Origin of the sequence: Ochrobactrum sp. SSR (assembly GCF_030067775.1) — a bacterium.
GTDB lineage: Bacteria > Pseudomonadota > Alphaproteobacteria > Rhizobiales > Rhizobiaceae > Brucella > Brucella teleogrylli.
Genome location: NZ_CP125971.1, coordinates 1,006,763 through 1,028,715 on the forward strand (window position 1 = coordinate 1,006,763; position 21,953 = coordinate 1,028,715).

The window sequence follows — 21,953 nt, forward strand, 5'->3', positions numbered from 1 at the left end:
ACTATAGAATGTTAGACGTCATCTTCAAAGTTGGCGACATCGTTCATGATTCTGACTGGCTGTCTGGAACGGCAACCCGTCTAAAGCTGTCGGGTTGAAGCACGATTTTTCTTGACTCTACGTCAAAACCTTCCGGAAAACGCATGTAACGGATCGGTCCATGCCACCATATCTGCCTCGATTACCCGGAGAGCGGGAGCCTCCAGCCGTTGACAGGTTTTTTCTTCCGCCTCGGGAAAGAGCTGGTTCAAAACTAAACACAGTTGCGACGGTGTTGATAATTGCCGATGAAATATTGGACGAAGAGTTCATCGGCGCCGACTATTTATTTAACAGAGATAATTTCAACAGTTGCTGTCATACCAGCCGCGAGTTCAACACCGGACGGTACCTGATCGATTTGGATGCGCACAGGGATGCGCTGGGCAAGCCGTACCCAGGAAAATGTGGCTGCGACATTGGGCAGGCCGAGATGACCGGGCGTATCATTGCTGTTGTCTATCCCGCGGCCCATGCTTTCAACATGGCCGAATATGGGCTGATCAAAACCCATCAGCATGATCCGTGCCGGGTCACCACCGCGGATCTTCCAGATTTTAGTCTCTTCGAAGTAGCCAGTAATCCAGAAGCTCGCTGCATCCAAGACTGCGACCTTCGTCACGCCGGCGGTTGCAAAGTCGCCTGGCCGAAGCCTTAGGTTGGTGACATAGCCGTCAACTGGTGCGCGAACAGTTGATCGGGCGAGGTTAAGCTTGGCTAGCTCAAGCGCCGCCATCGCTGACTGATAGGCGGCGCCAGCCACCGCAGCCGCGCCGCTTGATTGCTGGATCGCCTCCTGGGAGACAACGTCTTTGAGCTTACTGTGCCGCCGTGCTGTCGTCTGACGAACCACCATATCCTGACGTTTGGCTTCTACCTCAGCCTCAGCCAACGAAACTGCCAACCTGAGCCGCTCGGGGTTGATCTCGTAAAGGATGTCTCCCCGACGCACATATTGATTATCAATCACCGGAACGGCACTGACTGTCCCAGAGACTTCCGGCGCAATCTGTACGACATCGACGCCAACCCGTCCATCGCGTGTCCAGGGCGTCCGCTCGTAATAGTTCCACGCCTCCAGTGCGATAAAGGCGGAGATGGCGACGATGCAAAGGGTCAGGGCATACCGCCCAAGCAGGGATAGAACAGGTTTCAAGGCAAGAGTCCGATCCATGGCAGGTACTGCACGAGCAGACCGTAGAGGATAACAAAGGTGGCGAGTTCGAAGAGCGGCCGATAAGCGAACCGGCGATTGAGACCCGAGGCGGTAATCAGGCGCAGCACTACCATGGTGGCGATCAGCGCGACGACCGCGAGCGCGACAAGGCCGGGGATCAGGACACCTCCGATATTGAGATCAACGATCATCGGTTGTGATCCTCCTGTCGGTTTGAGAGCCAAGCGCGAACCGCATGTCGATGAGCTGATCGACAATCTGCAGGCGGTTCCTAAGCACGCTACCGGCTGTCTTCTCGATCAGGGTCTCTATCTTCTTATCGAGGTCGAGGAGGTCGGGAGATGTTGACGGGTTATGGCCACTGAAGTGTCTGGCGATGACTGATAAAAGTTCTCTCAGTTCTATGCTGATCTCGCCCTTGATCTGCGGGATCGTCTTGCGAAGCTGTCCAGCGACATGCCCTATGCGAAGATGGTTAAGCGTATCGTCGAGCACATCCGGATAGGCGTTGCCGGTCAGCCGCAACCTTGGCAGAAGCAAGGCTGTCCGATCAATCATCAGGCTTGTCCAGCGCGCTTCGTTAGGCGCAGCGCCAAGCGCGCGGCGGCCAACGTCCCGACGGCTCAAGCGAAGCAAGCGATTGATCGCCCCGTCAACCGGCACGGTCTGGAACAAGGACATGTTCACAGCACCGAAGCCGACTGCAGCAAACAACGCGATTACACCGTTGAGTGAAGTGGAAAAGTCGCCTGTGTAATAGGGGCCGAGAGCCGATAGGATTGGAATAGTCAGCGTGATGCCGAGCGCCATGAAGGTTGTGGGTAGGCGTGCCTGGAGAGAGCCGGCGAACAGGAACGCCGGAGCGAGCACCGCGACAAGAACCCCGAAGTTAGTCACCTGGGGCAGGATGACGAAGCTGTAGATTAGGCTGATCGCGACCCCGTAAATTGAGCCGACGATATACTTGACAACAAAGGGCACAGGCGCATCGAAATTGCCGAACAAGGTGCAGCAGACGCCAAGAATGGATACTGCCATTCCGCCCTCCGGCCAAGACGTCCATATCCAGAAGGCGCAGCCGATGAGAATACCGATGATCGCGCCGAACGCAGTGCGTCCCGCCATCCACGGATCGCGGTGATAGACATAGCCTTTCGCGCGTTTCAGGCCATGAAGCGGTTTGACATCTGGCACTTGCCCAGGCGCTGCGATGTTCCGTTGCAGCCTATCGCAATCCTGTAACAAACCAACCATCTCGGCCAGATGACCTGCGAGGTTGGCAGCAAGCCTGTCGCCGGGCATAGTAGCATCGGAGCCCAAACGCTTCTGGAGTGATCGTGCGTGCGCGATGAGTCGGCCCGCGGCAGCCTCCCAGTCTTGCATTTCGGCATTTGCGGCCCAGGTTCTGGTTTCGCCAACCAGAAGGATCAACTCAGCGGGGGCATCGCCGTCGCCGGCGCGAAGTGCTTCAATTCGCTCTTTGACCTCGGCTGAGAGCCACAGCAATCTCGCGAGCCGGTCATGGATGAGTTGCAGTATCCGCCGTGATGGCGTTGGAGCTGGATCATAGGGCAGATGCGTGGCAAGCCCTTGGATTGCTAGCAGGTCCGCTGCAAGCTGGTGACGGTCGCGACAGTTTTCTCCCCGGGTTCCGCTCAATGCATCGTCCGCCAGTCGACGGGCGTTTCGCAGAGTGGCCGACAACTTGAAGGTAAACTGGCCGGTCATGTGTTTCGGCAGGATGTAGCGATGGATCAGGACCGCACACAGAATCCCGATCGAGATTTCCTGGACGCGCACCGAAGCCGTCTCGAAAACTGCGCCGGGATCAAGCACGCTCGGGAACCCGATCAGGCTCGTTGTATACCCGGCGAGAACAAAGGCATAGGCGCGTGGTGTGCGATCAAGCAGCGAGAAAAACAGGCAGAGACCGATCCAACCCGCAAGCACGACGCTGCACACAATCGGATCGTTCACGAAGTTTGGAACAATCGCGACCGTTACTATGGCGCCGACAAACGTCCCAGCGAAGCGATAGACACCACGGCTGAGCGACGCTCCGGCAGACGTCTGTGAGACGATGTAGACTGTGACAATCGCCCAGAACGGTTTTGGAAGACCGATCCGTAGCGAAATGTAGTAGGCAAGCATCGCTGCGGCAAAGCTCTTTGCCGAAAACAATATAGCATCCGCATCCGCGATCATGGAGGGAGTACGGAGGAAGCTCGTTTGAACTCGAAAGGCTTCGAAGGCCCTGTATGAGAGAGTGTTAAGAGGCTGCGCGGTGTTCATCCCGCCAGTTGTGTCCTATTTGCGCGCGCAAATAAATTCAGTATTATGACATAAAATATCTAAAAATGGCCATTCTGATGTCGGTGCTGCGTTCTGTTGTTTCAGTTTTCGATCCTGACCTCACGCTTCTGCCTGCGGTCGCCCACAAACTTGATTTCGCCGATCATGAGGCGGAAGTGCCTCTTCACGTACACAGAAAGGGTCAGTTGATCCTCACTCTACATGGAGCTGTGACCTGCACTGCGGGCAACGATATCTGGATTGTACCCCCCAATTGCGGGGTCTGGATTCCCGGCGGCGTGCCCCATAGCGCACGCGCGACAGCGAATGCCCGACTGAACTATCTATTCGTCGAGCCGCATGCGGCGAATTTGCCGGAAACTAGTTGCACATTGTCGGTATCTCCCATGATCAGAGAGATGGTGGATCGGCTTGCTAGCGAGCAAGCTGACTATCTCCCCGACAGCCACCCCGCCCGGATTGTGCGGGTGGTCCTTGATGAACTTGTGCAGATGCCCCGTGAACGGTTCAACCTGCCGATTTCCAACCATCCAAAAATCCGTGCCATAGCAGATGCGCTGACGATCAAGCCTTCAGATCGTAGTACGTTGAGCGATTGGGCAAACCGGATGGCGATGAGCGAGCGATCGTTGGCGCGCCTGTTGATCCGCGAGACAGGACTGACCTTCGGGCGTTGGAGACAACAACTCCACTTGGTCGCGGCACTTCGTGAACTTGCAAGTGGCGAGAGCGTTCAGAATGTTGCGGCCGCGCTGGGGTACGACTCCGTGAACGCATTCATCACCATGTTCAAAAAGGCTCTCGGCAGTACTCCAGCACAGTATTTTGCGCAACGAACTGTGTCTAAGTGAGGTCAAGCCGAAGTGCCTCAACTGCGGCTCGTTTCTACATGTATGCCTGCATGTCACTACCGACGTGAGCCGGAACCGAAAATCTTGACTGGCAATCAGCGCATCACGAGAGTGTCAGAATGGTTGACGGGTCGATTCCGTTCTATACGACGAAAGCTGTTTTGATATGCCCGGCCTTTCACCGCACAATAGATCAGAGCCCAAATAATCTTCGATCGATCAGCCTGCAAATCATTTGATAAACGGTACTACTCTTGCGCCTCTGCGGATGATAACTACTGTCAAGGATCATCAGTTGTGAAAATGACATGACGCAAAAAACGGCGACCTTGAAGGATGTAGCAGCATTAGCAAAAGTCTCGCGCGCCACTGCTGCTCGTGCGCTCAACAGCTACGGTTATGTTGGTGATGAAACGGCGCTAAAAGTTCAGGCCGCCGCCGAGAAGCTCGGGTATAGAGGCAATCGACTGGCCCAGGCTTTGCGCAGCGGTCAACTTCCGATTATCGGTTGTGTTCTCGGCGATATACAAAATCCGTTCTTTGCAAAAATTGCCCATGATGTGGAAGTGCTGGCGCGCGAAGAAGGGCACAATCTCATCATCGCCAGCAGCGAAGAACAATTGGAACTGGAAAAATCCTTGCTGGCGAGTTTGCAATCGCTCAGCATTCGAGGTTTCATAGTAGCGCCAACCTCAGCCGAGGATAATCAGCATCTGCAACGTCTGATCGATGAGAATGTGCCCGTGGTGCTGATCGATCGTGCGGCGCCAGGCATTGAGTGCGACAGCGTCCTTGTTGACAATGAAGGCGGCGCGCGAAAGGCCATTGAGTATCTGATTGGAATGGGGCACCAGAATATTGCGCTTTTGCAAGACGATGCGCGCATCTTTACGTCAAGCGAGCGTTTCAACGGTTACAAGACTGCGTTGCTCGCGCATGGTATAGAGCCGAATGAAAAAATGATATCGGTCTCGCAATCGACGGTTGAACACGCCATCGATGCGACCATACGCCTGTTCAGCCGCCGAAATCCTCCGACAGCACTGTTCACGGTGGACAGTTTGATGACGCAGGGCGCGCTTTTGGCGTTCCGCTCGATGGGTATATCGATTCCCCACGATGTGTCTTTGATTGGCTTTGACGATTTTAATCTGGCCACTTTTACCGATCCGCAGATCACTGTCGTTGCTCAGCCGGTGTCGGAAATCGGTCGGGCCGCGGGCCGGCTCCTGCTTGAGAAAATCGCGGGGAAAAAGGGACCTCCGCAGAAAATAAGCTTTGAAACCAAGCTGATAGTCAGAGGTTCGGTAAGCCGTCGTTAAGCTGACGACGAACAAAACCTGGCCCTTTAAAAAATTTCAAAAACCCACTTGCCAGAAGAAAATTCTTGTGCGCTAGATATATGTGAGATCGATCTCACATTGTCTCAACGAGTTACAGGCGCAAAACCGGTTCGGGCTTTTCTCGAGGTTTCAACTGCGCAAACGGGAAGGTAGTAATGCTCAACTTCGATAAAGATCGCTTTGTGAAAATACAGGGCGGCTCGGTCGCAATCGCCGACGATGTACGCGCTTTGGTGCGTAAGTTGCTCGACGACGGCCTGGAACGCATTTTCTTCATGGGGACGGGCGGTGTGCAGTTTCTGACCCAGCCCGCGATCGAGCTTGCGCGCAACTCGACGGTGTTTCCGGTTTCAGCGGCATTTTCCGCCCAGGTTGTCCTCGAAGCGCCCGCCGGACTGGACGAAAAGGCGCTGGTTATCCTTCCATCCCTGTCGGGGACGACCAAGGAAAGCGTGCAGCTTCTCGCGTTCTTGAAAAAGAAGGGTGTGAAAACCCTTTCGCTGACCGGACACAAGGATACGCCTCTCGGGCTCGATGCCGATTACAACTTCACGAATTTTGCGGAGGACGACACGTCGTCGGAATCGTTCTACCTGCAGACCTTGCTCATCGTGCTGGCGCTGCTGGCCGAACGCGATGAATATGCCGATTTCGATGCAACGGTTTCCGAACTGAAGCTGCTTCCCGAACTGCTGGTCTCCGTGAAGGAAGATTTTGAAGCAAGCGCAGCCGCGCTTGCGCAGGAAATCAAAGACGAGAACTACCATATCTTCACAGGGGCGGGATCTGCGTGGCCAGAGGCTCATTATTACGGCATGTGCATTCTTGAAGAAATGCAATGGATTAGGACGCGTCCTGTTCATGCTTCGGATTTCTTCCATGGCACGCTGGAGCTGGTAGAACCGGGTGTCAGCCTGTTCATTTTCAAGGGTGAGGATGCCTGCCGTCCGCTGACGGACCGGGTTGAGAATTTCGCCAAGCGCTACACGGATAAAGTTCGTATTCTCGACGCAGCCACAGCCAAGCTGCCGGGTGTTTCCGAGAAGACGCGGAGCTTGATTTCTCCGATCATCCTCGCAACCATGCTGGAGCGCCTGAGTGCTCATCTGGAAGTGCTGCGCGACCATCCGCTGACCACACGGCGTTATTATAAGCGCGTCGAGTACTAAAACAGTTCCCGGTCCGGCTCCGCCGGATCGGGTTTCCGTATTCAGACGAATATCAAGAAACAATAGCCAAAAGAGAGGAACTTTGAAATGAAACGCAAGACGTTTTTGAGCACCACAAGCCTCGCATCGCTCATGGTGCTTGGATTGGCCGCAAGCAATATCGATGTAGCCCTTGCAAAGGACGCCGTTGTTGCCGAACCCGATGCTCCGGTCGAATATTCCGGCACGTTGAGCATTCTGACGAAGTTCGGCCTCCAGCAGCTTTCACCTTATTTCGTTAATGCCGCCAAGGAATACGAGAAGCTGCATCCTGATGTAAAGGTTGAGCTTATCCAGGAAAGTGACGATAGCGTAAAGGGAAAGACCAAGGCTCTGGTCGCATCGAATTCCTTGCCGGATATCTATTTCACCTGGACCGGTAGCTGGGGTGAGAACTTCGTGCGCGGCAATCGTGCAGTAGATCTGACCAAGGTCATCGGTCCGGATACGCCATGGGGACAACAGCTTGCCCATGCCGCTGTGAGCGCCTTCCAGTATAATGGCAAGTTATACGGAATTCCGCTTTATCTGGACGCCAAGTTCATGGGCTACAACAAGGCGCTTTTTGCCAAGGCTGGAGTGGCCGAACCGAAGAGTTTCGATGAGTTGATCGGCGCGTGTGCCGCCTTGCGCAAGTCCAATGTGGTGCCGATTTCGTTTGGAAACAAAGAGGGATGGCCGGCGGTGCATTTCGCTGGACAGCTTCTCGCCTATAACGTACCGCAAGCGACACTTGAAAAGGACTTCAACCCGAAAACCGCCGAATATTCGGATGCAGGTTATGTCGAGAGCCTGAAGCAATTGAAGCAGCTCACCGACGAATGTTCGGACGGTGCAGGTACCAACGGCTCGTCCTATGCCTCGGCACTGCAACAGTTCAGCAACGGCAAGTCCGCAATGTACTATCAGGAAATCATCGAATTCGACCAGAGCACAGCCGATGGCGCATTGAAGAAGGAAGACTTCGGCTTCTTTAAGCTACCCGCACCCAAGGATGCAAAGGGCGACGTCAAATCGATCGAAGGCGCGCCCGAGGGCTACATGATCAATGCGGCATCGAAGAATGTTCCGCTAGCCATCGACTTCATGAAGTTCATCACTTCTCCGGAAAACGGCAAGGTTCTGTCGGCGCCGCCTTATGGGCAGCCCAGCGCCACTGTCGGCGGCTATTCGTCCGAGAGCATGAACCCATCTGTCGTTGAAGGGCTCAAGATTATCGCGGATTCGTCCTATCTGGTGCCGTGGCTCGATACTGCAAACCCACCGCGCGTCGCCGCTGCCTGGCTTTCAAGTCTGCAAGCCCTGATTGGTGGTTCCATGACACCGGAGCAGGTTATGGAAAAGGTGAAACAAGCAGCAGCCTCTTCCAAATAAGGATGTTGTCGGCCGATGACTGTCATGAAGCGTGAATATAAGGGGGGAGGCCGTCAAAAACGGCGTCTCCCGACCGGACGGGTCCGAATTGGACAAGTCCGGTTTGCTGGCGAAGCTGCTGTCGTTCCGTTGGGTTCTGATCGCGTTCGTTCTGATCTTGTGGTTTGTTTATTATCCAATCATAGACAATTTCATCGTCAGTACGACAAATCAGGATATTTTTACGGGTGAAACAGCCTTTGTCGGTCTGGATAATTATCGGCGTCTGCAAGACGATCCGGTAATATGGACGGCAATTCTCAACAACACGCTTTATGCAGTCATTTCAGTTGTTTTCCAGGTTTTTGGCGCATTCGTGCTTGCTGCGATCATTGAAGGTTTGCAACAGGAAACCTGGCGCAGGTTCTGGCGCGCCGTCTATTTCGTACCGTCGGCGATTTCGATCACCGTGACGGGGCTGTTGTTCTACTTCATTTATCAGCCCGATATCGGGCTGCTGGACTCCGCCTTGACCCATCTGGGGCTGGGCGCCTGGTCTCGCGCATGGTTGGGAGAAGAACAGACCGCGACCTATGCAATCATCGCAATGAGCCAGTGGCAGGGCTTCGGATACTCGACCTTGTTGTTTGCCATTGCAATCCAGAAGATCCCGCGCGAACTCTACGATGCGGCGATCATGGATGGCGCCGGTATGTGGCGCCGCTTGTGGAACATCACCTTTCCGCTGACGCGTGAAATGACCGGCCTCATGGTGATCGTTACCATCACCGGTGCTTTTCAGGTCTTCAACGAAGTCATGGTGATGACGGGCGGCGGTCCCAACAACTCCAGTCAGGTGCTTGGAACATGGCTCTACCAGCAGGGCTTCATTGAAAACGATTTCGGTTATGGCGCAGCCATCGCATCGGTAATCTTTATCATTACGCTGCTGGCGGGCTTCGGACAGCTTTGGTACACAAAGAGACGGAGGGTGTATCTATGAACGCCTCCTATCAGACACGCGAAACGGAACCCACCGATTTCGTGCAGATACTGGCCAAGGTCTGTCTCGTGACCTTTCTGATCTGCCTCGGTATTGTGGTTATCTATCCGCTTCTGTGGATGGCTTTGAACGGCTTCAAAACCAATTCCGAGATATTCGGCGAACCGTTTGCGTTGCCGACGGGCTTTACGCTCGATAACTACATCGCTGCCTGGAACCAGGGCATCAGGAACTATATTGCAACGAGCATCATCGTCACGCTGGTTTCGGCTGTCTGTACGGTGTTGATAAGCGCCTGGACCGCCTATGGCCTGACACGGTCGAAACTGCCGGGCAAGCCTTTCTTTGTCGGCCTAGTGCTTGGCGGCCTGATGTTGAGCCCCACGGTCGCGGTTATTCCGCTGGTGCGGATCATGCAACAGCTCGGCCTCTATAACACCTACTGGGCGCTTATCATACTCTACACGGCATTCCGTATCCCGTTCACCACCTTCCTCATTCGCGCCTATATGTTGGGGCTTCCGCGCGATCTCGACGAAGCGGCGGTGATGGACGGCGCAAGCGAGGGCCAGATTTTCTGGCGGGTGACCTTGCCGCTTTGCAAACCGATCCTCGTTTCCTGCGTGATCCTGCACGTTCTTTTTGCCTGGAACGAATATCTTTTCGCCATGATCTTTACCAGTGGCGCCGATGTCCAGACCCTGCCAGTGGGGTTGACGTCCATCATGGCAAAACACGGAACAAACTATGCCGTTGTCTTTGCCGCAATGACATTGTCCGCACTCCCAATCCTGATTGTCTTCTTCGCCGCACAGCGCTTCTTCATACGCGGTCTGGCTGAAGGCATCGGCAAATAACGGAGCGAGAAATGTTAAGACGTGAACAGTTGATCGGTGCGAATTTCTCCTTTCAGCACCATCCCTTCCAATGGGTTGCCGGGCAACTTCGCCAGATGGGTTTCAAACGCATGGAGCTTTGGGGGATAGCCCCCCATCTCGATCTGTTTCATGGCAGCCCGGCGCGACTGGCGGAACTCCGCTCAATTCTCGGCGATAACGGGATCAGTGTACATTGCTTCACACCCGAGCAGGTCCTGTATCCGGTCAATATAGCCTCGGGCGACAGGACCTATCGCGAGAAGAGTGTGGATTGCTTCCTGCGTGCAGCTGATATCAGTGCCGAACTGGGCGCGAGCTATCTCTTTTTGACGCCCGGTCGTGGCTTTGAATGCGAGAGCCGCCATCTCGCCTGGGCTCACACCGTTGAATCCTTGAGCAAAATTGCTACACATGCAGCCGGCCTTGGTATCAGATGTCTGCTCGAACCCTTGCAGCGTCTTGAAAGCAACATCGCCAACAATGCCGCCGATCTCGAACGGCTTTGGCGGGACCTGAATGCCAATAATGTCGATCTGGTCCTCGATCTGGTTGCGATGGCTGCTGCCGGAGATCAGGTCGGTGGCTATATGAAGCGATTTGGCAAGCGCCTTGCCCATATTCATATCGTTGACGGAACTCCGTCAGGGCACCTTGTCTGGGGCGACGGAAACCTTCCACTGGACGGTTATCTTGCCGAAATCTCTGACCATTCTTTCGAGGGTACTTTGACCTTCGAGCCCTTTGGCAATGGTTCGTATGCGCTGGACCCGGCTGCGGCCTGGCGGCGCTGCCTTGATGCAATCGCTCCTCATTTTGATACTGCGGAATGATGATGAAGAACGCAAATCCCAATCTTATTGCCGTCGGTGACAATTGTCTTGATGCTTATCTGAACAAGGGTTTTGTCACGGTTGGCGGAAACGCCCTCAATGTCGCCGTGCAATGGAAACGGCTTGGATATGGTGCCCGCTATTTTGGCGCCCTGGCTCCCGATCAAGAAGCCGATATCATGCTTGGCATTATCGATGATGCCGGACTGGCGCGTGATGACGTTGAAATTCTGCAAGGAAAATCAGCGGTTACGCTGTTGACCGATGATGCAGGCGAAAGACATTTCCTGCTTGAATCTCTGGGCGTCGGCGAGAACTACATTCCGGATACACAGCGATATCAGGAATTGCTCTTATCCGACTGGACCCATCTTGGGACCCATTCCAGTGAAAAACTGGTGCGCAAGCTGGTGCAAGACGGGATCGGGTTCAGCGTGGACGTCTCGACACGGCATTTCGACCTGTCGCTTGAAGGTGTTCCGCTTGTTTTTGCGTCGGGTCCCGACGATCCAAAAGAGCCGGTGGAGCCGTTGATCGCGCGATTCAAGCAGGCTGGCGCGCAGAAGATTGTCGTGACCTGCGGAAAGCGCGGTTCATTCTACGACAATGGAAGCCAATTGTTTTCGGCAGGCTCGGTGCCTGTAAGCGTGGTGGATACCTGCGGTGCCGGCGACAGCTTTATCGCGACCTTTCTGACGGCCCATTTCTTTGAAGGTTATTCCGAAGAGGCGGCACTTCGTCAGGCAGCTATCCGCGCATCCGAAACCTGCACGCATCTTGGCGGTTTTCCGCAGCGCGTGCAGCCCATCCCGCAATGGCTGCTCAGCAAATACGATGACGTCATCGCAACAGCGCAAAAGGTCTGAATATGAGCATTATTAAAATGCGACCACCCATTGTCGCCGCGAAACAGGACCGTTCTTTCTGGCTGCAAAGCATCAGCGCTGACAGGATCGCCGCACCTCTCACCGGCGACGAACAATGCGATATTGCAATTGTTGGCGGAGGATATGCCGGACTGTGGACGGCGCTGCGGATCAAGGAACAAGCGCCGCAGACGCGTATCACGATCCTGGAAGCGGATTTTTGCGGTTCCGGCGCATCGGGACGCAATGGCGGGCAGGTGCATAGCTGGTTTGCCGAAATCGACATGTTGCGCGACCTCGTGGGCGATGACGATGCGCGCATGCTGTGCCAGGCGACATGCGATGCGATCGACGAATTGAAAGCTTTGCAGGATCGCGGAACCATCGACATGGATCTGCGGCTTGACGGTTGGCTTTGGACGGCCAGCTCTTCGGCCCAGGAAGGCGCCTGGTCCAAGGCTTACGATCTCTGTCAGAAATCCGGATCTAATCCATTCCGGACATTGAGTGCAGAAGACATCGAACGCCGCACCGGTTCGAAGGCTTCTTATGTCGGTATCGTGGAAGACCGGGCAGGCACTGTCCAGCCGGCAAAGCTTGCTCTGGGCCTTCGCCAGTTGGCTCTTGCGAGGGGAATTGTCATTCATGAGCAAAGCCCCGTCCTGGAGATCGTCACAGGCGAGCAACCGAAACTTCGAACGGCACATGGAACGCTTTCCGCCGCGAAGGTCGTTTTGACCATCAATGCGTGGGCTTCCGCAATCCCCGAATTGCATCCATATCTTTATGTCGTGAGCAGTCAGCTCATCGCGACGGCACCTGCGGAAAATGTGCTCGAACGCATCGGATGGATCGATGGCGCTTCAATCTGCGATGCGCAGCATCACGTGCTCTACTATCAACGCACGCCATCCGGTCAGGTTGTTTTCGGACGGGGAACAGGCGGCATCACCTATAAGGATCGAATTGACGCTCGTTTCAACCGCAGCGGTGATGGCGGCGCTGACAATATCCGGGAGCTTCACCGGGTTTATCCTCAGCTGAAAAATGTGCCGATTCTTTATGACTGGAGCGGTCCGATCGATTGCACTGCACAACATCTGCCGGTGTTCGATCATCTCAAGCAGCATTCCAATATTTTTTATGCTCTCGGTTTTAACGGCACCGGCATAGCCCAAACACCGGTTGCAGGCCGCATCATGGCAAGCCTTGTCTTGGGCTGGACGGATAAATGGAGCCGGTGCGGACTGGTCGGGATCGAAAAGCGGACCAAACTTCCGCCCGAACCTGTGCGCTATCTAGGCGCTAGAATTGTCCGCCGAGCTATTCGGAAAAAGAACGATGTCGAAATCCTCAATCGTGCCCCGGGTCCCTTAACAAGGTTTCTGGCAAGTCTGGCTCCGTGAGCGAACGGAACCGCCGCGCGTAAAATAATAAAAGGAACGGGAACGATGGCCGACCTGTCGCTGAAGAACATACGTAAATCCTATGCCAACTTGGAAGTACTCCATGGCATCGATCTTGATATCAAATCGGGCGAATTCATCGTTTTCGTCGGACCGTCCGGTTGCGGAAAGTCAACCTTGCTGCGGTCGATTGCCGGTCTGGAAACAATCACATCCGGTGATCTCGTCATTGCCGGTGAGCGCATGAATAACGTGGCCCCATCGAAGCGCGGTATTTCGATGGTTTTCCAATCCTACGCACTTTATCCGCATATGACCGTCTATGAGAATATGGCTTTTGGTCTCCGTATTGCCGGCGTGGCAAAGACCGAGATCGACAAACGCGTTAAAAAAAGCAGGCGAGATTCTCCAGCTCAGCGATTATCTGCAGCGCTTGCCAAAAGCCCTTTCCGGCGGACAGAGACAACGCGTTGCGATCGGCCGCGCAATCGTGAGAAATCCACGTGTGTTCCTGTTCGACGAACCTTTGTCGAATCTTGATGCAGCCTTGCGGGTTGCAACACGTATAGAATTGGCGAAGCTCAAACAAAGCATGCCGGATGTCACAATGATTTACGTCACGCATGATCAAGTGGAAGCGATGACACTGGCTGATCGCATCGTCGTGTTTAAAGACGGACACATCGAGCAGATCGGCACACCCGTCGAGCTCTACAGAAAGCCCGCCAACCTTTTCGTGGCCCAGTTCATCGGTTCTCCAGCCATGAACATACTCGAGGGCACCATATCGGAAGCCATGGGACGCAGTTATACTTGTCATCTTGATTGTGGGACGAAACTTGGCCTTGAAGCCAGCGATGGAACTTTCGCACTCAATGATAGAGTTAGCGTTGGAATTCGACCCGAGAATACCAGGATTGCGCACGACAAAACTGATGGCCCGGTCTTTTCTGGTGTCGTGGATCTTGTAGAGCATCTGGGCGAGGCGCAAATCCTTTATATCGACATGGCTGGTTCCGACACCAAATATCTGATCAAGACCCCTGAGGAAGCGAATGGGAGGTTATCAAATAAATTAACATTTACGGCCTCGACAAAGGACATGCATATCTTCTCCGCCAGCGGAACAGCGGTTCCGGCTCAGGTCATCTAACGATTTGAGTATTAAAATTGCGACGAATTCCTAGTAGCCGCGCGTGTCGATGGTTGCACGCATTATCAGACGAAGAGTGATTATGCCGGTGATGTGGCCCGGCGTGATCACGATGGAGTTGTACAGCTTTCCTATCACCGTCCCTGTTTTTTTGTTGGTGATGGCACTTCCAGCACCGGTTTGTCAGCGGGCGACCGCCGGAGCGATAAAAGGTTAGGTGGTCTGAAACCGGGACGTGGGAAACGGAATATAATGTTGGCTGTATAGGGAAAAAAATGCTGCATATAGATGTGACGTGAAATCGTCACGTCTCCTCTAATCCGGTGTTGCAATCATCTTCGAGTGGTTGGGATCTAATATCCCGTTGCTGCACCAGCGACGGCTCGACTATCGATTGCGCCATAATAGCGGTTGTCGCCGCCTTTTTCGATGTCTGCCATATCCTTGCCACCGACAAGAATACCGGCTGCCTCGCCCCAGACCGGCCAGTTATGGTCCTCGCCGACCGTATAGCCCATGCCGGTCAGCAGCCTGATCGTATCCGGCGAAAGCGCGTTCGCTTCCATATAGACCCGATCAGGCAGCCACTGGTGATGAATGCGGGGCGCATCGATAGCTTCCTGAATATCCATGCCATGGTCGATGACATTCATGATCGCCTCCAGCGTGATCGTGATAATGCGCGAACCGCCGGGACTGCCAATAACCATGAACGGTTTGCCATCCTTCGATACAATGGTCGGGCTCATCGAGGACAAAGGTGACTTGCGCGGTTCGATGGCGTTGGCTTCGCCTTGTATGAGACCATAGAGATTGGCCACGCCCGGTTTGATGGTAAAGTCGTCCATCTCGTTGTTGAGAAGAATGCCGGTGCCTTCGGCCACCTTGGCCGTGCCGAACGATCCATTCAGCGTGTAGGTCACGGCGACGGCATTGCCGTCCTTGTCAACGATGGAATAATGCGTGGTTTCGTTGGACTCCTTGAATTCAGCCGGTTTCAGCGACTCGCTGACACCTGCGCGATAAGGATCGATACGACTGCGGATTTCTGCGGCATAGGCCTTGCTGGTGAGTTTCTCGATTGGATTATCGATGAAATCAGGGTCGCCCAATGCCGTGTTGCGGTCCACATAGGCATGGCGCATCGCTTCCACCATCAAACGCGTGGTTTCCGCCGAGCCATAGCCGAGATAGGAAATCGGATAACCCTCCAGCACGTTCAGGATTTCACAGATGATCAGTCCGCCTGAAGAAGGCGGCGGCGATGAGACTATGTCATAGCCGCGATAGCTGCACTTGACCGGTTCTAGCTCTCGAACCTTGTATTGCTCGAAATCGGCCTTGGCGAGAATGCCGGCATATTCCTTGCTCGACTTGACGATCAGATCGGCGATTTCGCCCTGATAGAAGGCTGCCGGACCTTTTTCCGAAATGGCCGAAAGCGACTTTGCCAAATCTGGCTGGACAAGCTTTTCACCCAAGGAAAGCGGTTTTCCGTCTTTCAGGAAGATTCTCGCCGCTGCCGGGTCTTTCGCCAGTCTTTCATTGCCGTCGGCAAAGGAGAGAATATCGCCCAGCTCCAGCGTAAAGCCGTCCTTGGCGAGTTTTAGTGCTGGATCAATCAGCTCCTCGCGCTTGCGGGTGCCATATTTTACGCGTGCCTCCTCGAGGCCAGCCACCGTGCCTGGCACGCCGATGGCGAGATAGGTTTCAGTACTGGCGCCCTCGACCGGCTTGCCATCCTTGTCCAAATACATGGTCTTAGTGGCGGCGAGCGGCGCGCGCTCGCGAAAATCCAGAAAGGTGCTCTTGCCGTCCTTGAAGCGGATCGTCATGAAGCCACCCCCGCCGAGATTGCCGGCCGTTGGATAGACAACCGCCAGCGCGTAGCCGACCGCGACCGCCGCATCGACGGCGTTGCCGCCGTTCTTCAGCACATCGATACCGACTTGCGAGGCAAGATGCTGGGCCGTAACCACCATGCCATTCTGGCCTTCCGCCGGGGCTGGCGATGCCGCTTGAGCCAGAGGTAGATGACTTGCAATGGCGATGACAGCGGCAAGGGAAAGCGATTTCAGTGCGTAATGCTGCATGTCTTTCCTCCCAAGAGTTCTCCCGGATGGGCATCCGGTAACATCGTCCGCAATATCGATTGCAAAAGCAAGCAGGAGAAAATTATCCTGATTGATGTTGGGATCAGCGCGTGGGCGATACTAACTGGCCAACTTTGCGGAATGACGTGGTGATTATTGTTTCAGACTTTATTGCAATGTCTGCAATTTTCGGGGCTGCTTCGGACCGATTAGCGCCTTCAGCTCATTGCGCGGCTCTATCAATAGCTTAGGAAGACCAAAGGCTCAGGTTGCGGGTTCATTTCCCTTCAAGGCGTTTAGGGTCGTACTGATGTTGCAGAGAAACTAATGTCTGATAAACAGATGGCAGGACAGGCCCGCAGCAATTTGAGGACGCATTTGATGTGCGGCCTGAGACACGTCGCAAGCAAAGCTGTTGACGTGTCTTATATCAAAATTATAAATCCTGTAAGCGCAGCAATTAAGACTTATGCTAGACGCCAATACTCGACCGCATGGCTTCCAACCGCTCCATTGCTAAAACTCCGTCTGCAATGTTTGGCGCCGCCGTGTCCTCACCTTTCAGCGCTGGAATCACATCCGCTAGCAACGCGTGATAGCCTTTCGGATCTTCATTGGCGGCCGCCGTGAAGTTCGGTTTCCATGTCAGCGTATCGCAATCACCCGAAAGTGCAGCTTTGGGATCATCGATCTTAAAGGCCGGGTCCCGATGCCAGCGCACGTCGATGACGTCATCCACTTCAATACGCTGATGATCGCCCATAAGTTCGATACGCTCAACCGGTGTGCCACGCGACTGAATGGTCCCCATGGCGATTGTGCCGATCGCCCCGCATTCGAAATCGAACGATACGTGAATGAGAAGTCTACCTGGTTCCTTCTCAACTTTCTTGGCCGTGAGATTGCGAACGGGCGAAACGAGATGAGAAACGAGGTCCATATAGTGGACGCAGTGATGTAAAAAGAAGCCGGTATAGTCGACGTTCCCTGCAAAATAGCCGGGAGCTGTCATATAATAGCCGGTCAGCCCCAGAACGTCACCAAATTGGCCGGATCGGATGATGTTGGCGGCAATCTTGTTTCCGATGGAATAGCGCTTCATAAAGCCCAACAGGAGCGGCTTTTTGGCTTTTTCTGATGCCTTGAGAAGTTCGCGTGCACCTGCTGCCGAGCCAGACGGCGGCTTTTCCATAAAAACCGGCAGCCCGCGTTCCAGCGCTGCTTTTCCAAATGCCAGATGCTGGTCGGGGCCGACAGCCATGCCGATGGCGTCCAAACCGGGCGTATTCAGCAAGGTTTCTACGTCGCTGGTAAGCGTGCGGACGCCAAACTGTCTTCCGGCATTGGTGAGACGCGCCGCGTCTATATCACAAAGGGCCACGATCTCGACATCATAACGAACAAGCTGTGGCAGCAGCATCTGGGTTGCGTGCACACCGCAACCTATCCAACCGATTTTGAGGGTCATCGACGATATTCCGTAAGAAGAAGATGGCTTTTCATAAATGCAGTACTGGCGGCGAGGCGATCACTTTCGTCCTCATGCGGAGCACGCCATTGAGCGAAAGGAACGCCAAAGCGGTCATCCTGTCGTCGGAACGGCTCCAAGGAAATGGGCCCGGTGTAGCCGATTTCATGCAGCGCGCGACAAACCGCAACCCAGTCTGTTGCGCCGGTGCCGGGAAAGCCGCGATGATTTTCATTGGCTTGAAAGTGAACAACCAGTTCGCCCGCGAGCTTGATGGCTTCGGGTATCGAGCTTTCTTCCATATGCATATGGAAAGTATCTAGCATCAGCTTCACAGCAGGCTGATCGACTGCATCCAGCAGCTCTATAGCCTGCTGTGTAGTGCACAGAACGTCGCTCTCAAAGCGGTTGAGCGGCTCGACCGCTAGCAGGACATTGCTGCCTTCCGCATGTTGCCCGGCCGTTTTAAGAGCTTCAACACAGCTTTCCTTGCGCCGCAAACGCTCGTCTTCCGAAACAGGCTGTGGCGGACGGCCAGCAAAGACAAGCGGGTTGCCGGTTAGTGGTCCACCAACCACCTGCGCGCCCAGCGCATGAGCACAATCGACTGTATATTTAAGATAGTCGATACCGCCCTGACGGCCTTTGGCCTCGGACGACGAAATATTGCGTTCCAGATTGACACGTGCCGCGAGAACGACACCAAGCCCGGCATCATCTAGCGCCTTGCGCGTCTCTTTCAGATCAAGCTCGCCGGGTTCTGGAACCAGCAATTCGACGAAATCGAAACCATGCTCTCGCATCTTAGAGAACAGGGGGAAGTGCTCGGCCGTGAAGGGCCGCGCATATTGCATTGAAATCAACCCGATGGGGTTCATGGTCTTTCCTCGATTGGATGAAGAACGCGTAGAGTTGGAAGGCATCAGCCTTTGACCGCCCCTTGTGTGAGGCCGCCGATGAGCCGTTTTTGAACGAGTAAAAAAAGAACCGTTGCAGGCATCGCGCCGACAACTGCGCCTGCGGCCAGCAAACCCCATTCAATCTGGTATTCGCCAATCAGTGTCTGAATGGCGACGGTAACGGGACGCACATTGTGCCCCCCAAGCGTCAGCGCATAGAGATACTCGTTCCAGGCCGTGATGAAAATGTATATTCCGGTGGAAATGATGCCTGGCATCATGAGAGGTAGGACCACACGCCGGAGAGCCGCAAGCCGTGAGCAGCCGTCGATCATGGCCGCTTCGTCGAGGCTTTTCGGAATGGCTGCTACATAGCTTGTCAGCATCCAGACCGAGAACGGGATGGCGACCGTGGCGTTTGCCAGAATGAGCCCGAAATAGGTGTCCAGAATGCCATATTTCCGCATCAGCACGAACAGTGGAAGGATCAGTAACACGATGGGAAACATGTTGATCAGCAGAAACTGCATCATGAACAGTTTGCGTCCGATAAAGCGGAAGCGGGATAGCGCATAGGCTGCGGTTACGGAAACAGCGAGACCAAGGACCACTGTGCCGACAGCGATAACAAGACTGTCGAGCATATTCTTATAGAACTGCGCCTTGTTGAAAAGGCGTTCGTAATTATCAAGGCTCCAGCCTGACGGAGACAATGATACGCCGCCAGAAGACAGCTGGTCAGTCGGCGTCAGCGACGTTAGAACCATCCAGGCGAATGGTGCGAGGGCAAAGAGGACGATGCAGGCAACCGGCAAGTCGGTTGTCAAAATACGCCTGAGGGTGCTTTGACGTTTCATTTTTCAACCTCACGCATTGTGCGGCCAAGATAAAGAACCACGATCACACCAAGCAGCAGTGTGAAGGTAACGGCAATTGCGGTGCCATATCCAAAATCCAGATTTTGCCGCGCTTTTACAAACCCATAGAGAGGCAGCGTGTAGGTCGAATAGCCAGGGCCACCGCCCGTCATGACGAAGATAACGTCCATCGAATTGGCGACCCATATGACGCGCAGCAAACCTGCCGTTGCGAGAACAGGAGCGATGCCCGGGAGCGTTACATTCACAAACTGACGCCACGGCGACGCACCGTCGATAGACGCCGCCTCATACTGGCTTTTGGGAATTCCCTGTAGTCCGGCAAGGATCATGATTGCGAAGAATGGAAAGCCTTGCCAGGTCAGTGTTGCGATGATGGCAAAGAGCGCAATGTTTGGATCGGCGAGCCATGGAACAGCATGGCTTATGACCGACACATTGAGCAGTATCTCATTGAGAACACCAGTATTCGGATCATATATCCAACGCCACATCAATGCGATAACGACGCTGGGCAGGGCCCACGGAATGATGACCAAGGCGCGCGCCAGACCACGCCAGGGAAATTCCCTGTTGAGTAGCAGAGCGGTCGCCAAACCTAGTGCCATCTGAAGTGGAACCGTCAAGCCGATCCAGATGCAAGTGTTCCAGAATGCTGCCCAGAACACCGGATCTTGTAGCAGCTTGACGTAATTACCGATCCCTACAAAGGCTGTGGCTTTCGGCTTGAACAGCACGAGGTCATAGAAGCTCGTCCAGACGGCCTGAAGCATCGGCAGGAAAACGATCACCAAAGTGACGATCACGGCAGGGCTCAAGAGCCAATAGGGCAGCAGCGTTTTCTGTCTTCGACGAAGGGCTTTCGGTGCGCTGACAGAGGAGGGAACGGCGGACATAGGCTATCTATCCATGCTCATAATCTTGAGTGGCTTGCGAAAAAGACTTTTGACGAGACGATGTGGCGACGCTTCCGAAAGAGCGTCGCCACGAATAGGGGCTAGTTCTGGAACAGCTTGTCCAGTTCCTGCATCATCTGCTCGGATGTGATCTGCCCCGTCAGCGCCCGCTGCATTGCGGTCTGCCATGCCGTATTGACGAACTCCGAGGTACCTTCATTCTGCGGCAGAACATGCGCGAATGGCAGCGAAGCGACCGTGGCGTCGACGAATCGGCGTTCATGCAGCTTCCAGTCTTTAGAGCCGCTTTTTGTAACGGTCATCTGGCCCGTGGCGCTATTGAAGGCAATGTTGTTCTCGCCTTCTGCAAGGAAGGAGATCCATTTCCATGCGGCGTCCTTCACCGTCGAGGACGAGAAGATCGCGAGAGATTCATCTCCATAGGAAGTCCAACGATTATTTGCGCATTCAGGCACCGGTACAGCGGACACCTTGTCTCCAAGGGCGGCGACAAGATCCTTGGAAGAGCCGATGTGATGAATGGTCATAGCAGTTTTACCGCTTTTGAAAGCAGCGATGATTTCCTGGAAACCATCGTTTGGCGCGGACGGAGGAATGACTTTATCCTTCTGGAAAAGATCAATCATCCACTGATTGGCCGAGGTTGCGGAAGGTGTCGTCAGACCTCCCGGTTTCAACTCAGCCCCCTGCGAGAACACGAAGGCGCCCCATTGATCCCAGCCACCCTTGCCGCCGCGAAGACCGAAGCCATAACGGTTGGGAGCATGGGTCAACTTGATCGCAGCATTACGGAAATCTTCGCAGGTTTTAGGCGGTTCCAGCCCGGCTTCCTTGAAGAGATCGGCACGATAATAGAGATAGAGGACTACATACTGAATAGGCAAGTAATATTGGGTGCCATCCGCTGCTTTGTTCAGTTCAAGCAGGTTGTCGAGCAGATCGCTCTTTCCTGCCCAGCTATCGATGCGCTCGCCCAGTGGTTCCAGCGCGCCCATCTCGGTCAGCCGAGGCTGTGCGAACAGCTTGACCATAGCAGCGTCGGGCGCACTGCCGCCGACAATCGAAGTATAGAGATTGTCGTAATAGCTATTCCAGGGAATGTTCTCAGCTTCGATCTTGATGTCGGGATTAGCTTCTTCGAACTTGGCGACCAGTTGCGACATCGGATTTTCCGGATTGTCGAAATGATACCAGAAACGGACGGTTTCAGCGGCTTGCGCCGATACAGTCAGCGCAGCAGCAAATGCCGCACTGAGCATCAGAGATTTCAACATGTTA

General features: G+C 54.4%; 19 protein-coding genes and 1 pseudogene. 11 read left to right on the plus strand and 9 right to left on the minus strand.

Annotated elements, in window-relative coordinates:
• Positions 1–325 precede the first annotated feature (325 nt).
• Genes QLQ11_RS22200 through QLQ11_RS22210 form a run of 3 tightly spaced genes read right to left on the minus strand, consistent with a single transcriptional unit; the run spans position 326 to position 3,397 of the window.
• Positions 326–1,213 (minus strand): efflux RND transporter periplasmic adaptor subunit, encoded by an 888-nt coding sequence (locus tag QLQ11_RS22200; protein ID WP_121539425.1) that lies wholly within the window; start codon positions 1,211–1,213, stop codon positions 326–328.
• A complete protein-coding gene (locus QLQ11_RS22205) occupies positions 1,192–1,407 on the minus strand; it encodes a DUF1656 domain-containing protein (protein ID WP_121539426.1) in 216 nt (71 codons plus the stop codon). Before QLQ11_RS22205 ends, QLQ11_RS22200 begins: the two co-directional genes overlap by 22 nt.
• Entirely contained in the window at positions 1,397–3,397 is a 2,001-nt protein-coding gene (locus QLQ11_RS22210; protein ID WP_283735389.1) for an FUSC family protein, read from the minus strand. The genes QLQ11_RS22205 and QLQ11_RS22210 overlap by 11 nt, the downstream gene beginning before the upstream one ends.
• A gap of 176 nt (positions 3,398–3,573) precedes the next feature.
• On the opposite strand from QLQ11_RS22210, the gene QLQ11_RS22215 reads away from it, so the two are divergent.
• The 11 genes and pseudogenes from QLQ11_RS22215 to QLQ11_RS22265 all read left to right on the plus strand — a co-directional run bounded on the left by QLQ11_RS22215 (position 3,574) and on the right by QLQ11_RS22265 (position 14,420).
• Positions 3,574–4,380: a helix-turn-helix transcriptional regulator gene (locus tag QLQ11_RS22215; RefSeq protein WP_371830846.1), complete on the plus strand. Its 807-nt coding sequence runs from the start codon at positions 3,574–3,576 to the stop codon at positions 4,378–4,380.
• A gap of 308 nt (positions 4,381–4,688) precedes the next feature.
• Positions 4,689–5,702 carry a LacI family DNA-binding transcriptional regulator gene (locus QLQ11_RS22220; RefSeq protein ID WP_124915684.1) on the plus strand — a complete coding sequence of 338 codons (1,014 nt, stop codon included), beginning with the start codon at positions 4,689–4,691 and terminating at the stop codon, positions 5,700–5,702.
• A gap of 176 nt (positions 5,703–5,878) precedes the next feature.
• Positions 5,879–6,892 carry an SIS domain-containing protein gene (locus QLQ11_RS22225; RefSeq protein WP_078340982.1) on the plus strand — a complete coding sequence of 338 codons (1,014 nt, stop codon included), beginning with the start codon at positions 5,879–5,881 and terminating at the stop codon, positions 6,890–6,892.
• Between the two features lie 87 nt (positions 6,893–6,979).
• Positions 6,980–8,305 carry an ABC transporter substrate-binding protein gene (locus QLQ11_RS22230; protein ID WP_171319505.1) on the plus strand — a complete coding sequence of 442 codons (1,326 nt, stop codon included), beginning with the start codon at positions 6,980–6,982 and terminating at the stop codon, positions 8,303–8,305.
• A gap of 88 nt (positions 8,306–8,393) precedes the next feature.
• Positions 8,394–9,287: a carbohydrate ABC transporter permease gene (locus QLQ11_RS22235; protein ID WP_371836025.1), complete on the plus strand. Its 894-nt coding sequence runs from the start codon at positions 8,394–8,396 to the stop codon at positions 9,285–9,287.
• The gene (locus QLQ11_RS22240) at positions 9,284–10,144 is read left to right on the plus strand and encodes a carbohydrate ABC transporter permease (RefSeq protein WP_078340979.1); all 861 of its coding nucleotides are present in this window, start codon (positions 9,284–9,286) and stop codon (positions 10,142–10,144) included. Before QLQ11_RS22235 ends, QLQ11_RS22240 begins: the two co-directional genes overlap by 4 nt.
• A gap of 29 nt (positions 10,145–10,173) precedes the next feature.
• Positions 10,174–10,995, plus strand: coding sequence for a sugar phosphate isomerase/epimerase family protein (locus QLQ11_RS22245; RefSeq protein WP_371836026.1), 822 nt, complete (start codon positions 10,174–10,176; stop codon positions 10,993–10,995).
• Entirely contained in the window at positions 10,992–11,861 is an 870-nt protein-coding gene (locus QLQ11_RS22250) for a PfkB family carbohydrate kinase (protein WP_235943013.1), read from the plus strand. The genes QLQ11_RS22245 and QLQ11_RS22250 overlap by 4 nt, the downstream gene beginning before the upstream one ends.
• 17 nt (positions 11,862–11,878) lie before the next feature.
• Entirely contained in the window at positions 11,879–13,267 is a 1,389-nt protein-coding gene (locus tag QLQ11_RS22255) for an FAD-binding oxidoreductase (protein WP_235943012.1), read from the plus strand.
• A 45-nt stretch (positions 13,268–13,312) separates the two neighbouring features.
• Positions 13,313–13,736, plus strand: a pseudogene (locus QLQ11_RS22260) (ABC transporter ATP-binding protein); the annotation flags it as partial.
• Positions 13,737–13,772: 36 nt separating this feature from the next.
• A complete protein-coding gene (locus QLQ11_RS22265; RefSeq protein ID WP_371836075.1) occupies positions 13,773–14,420 on the plus strand; it encodes an ABC transporter ATP-binding protein in 648 nt (215 codons plus the stop codon).
• A 353-nt stretch (positions 14,421–14,773) separates the two neighbouring features.
• Here QLQ11_RS22265 and ggt read toward each other — a convergent pair whose 3' ends face one another.
• The 6 genes from ggt to QLQ11_RS22295 all read right to left on the minus strand — a co-directional run bounded on the left by ggt (position 14,774) and on the right by QLQ11_RS22295 (position 21,949).
• Positions 14,774–16,513: a gamma-glutamyltransferase gene (gene ggt, locus QLQ11_RS22270; RefSeq protein ID WP_124915680.1), complete on the minus strand. Its 1,740-nt coding sequence runs from the start codon at positions 16,511–16,513 to the stop codon at positions 14,774–14,776.
• Positions 16,514–16,985: 472 nt separating this feature from the next.
• Positions 16,986–17,981 (minus strand): Gfo/Idh/MocA family protein, encoded by a 996-nt coding sequence (locus QLQ11_RS22275; RefSeq protein ID WP_124915679.1) that lies wholly within the window; start codon positions 17,979–17,981, stop codon positions 16,986–16,988.
• Complete coding sequence (locus QLQ11_RS22280; RefSeq protein WP_124915678.1) at positions 17,978–18,859, minus strand: sugar phosphate isomerase/epimerase; 882 nt, start codon at positions 18,857–18,859, stop codon at positions 17,978–17,980. The genes QLQ11_RS22275 and QLQ11_RS22280 overlap by 4 nt, the downstream gene beginning before the upstream one ends.
• A 44-nt stretch (positions 18,860–18,903) precedes the next feature.
• The gene (locus tag QLQ11_RS22285) at positions 18,904–19,737 is read right to left on the minus strand and encodes a carbohydrate ABC transporter permease (RefSeq protein ID WP_171319911.1); all 834 of its coding nucleotides are present in this window, start codon (positions 19,735–19,737) and stop codon (positions 18,904–18,906) included.
• On the minus strand, positions 19,734–20,654 hold the full coding sequence (locus QLQ11_RS22290; protein ID WP_124915676.1) for a carbohydrate ABC transporter permease: 921 nt from the start codon (positions 20,652–20,654) through the stop codon (positions 19,734–19,736). Before QLQ11_RS22290 ends, QLQ11_RS22285 begins: the two co-directional genes overlap by 4 nt.
• Positions 20,655–20,755: 101 nt before the next feature.
• Positions 20,756–21,949 (minus strand): sugar ABC transporter substrate-binding protein, encoded by a 1,194-nt coding sequence (locus QLQ11_RS22295; protein WP_171319913.1) that lies wholly within the window; start codon positions 21,947–21,949, stop codon positions 20,756–20,758.
• Positions 21,950–21,953 lie beyond the last annotated feature (4 nt).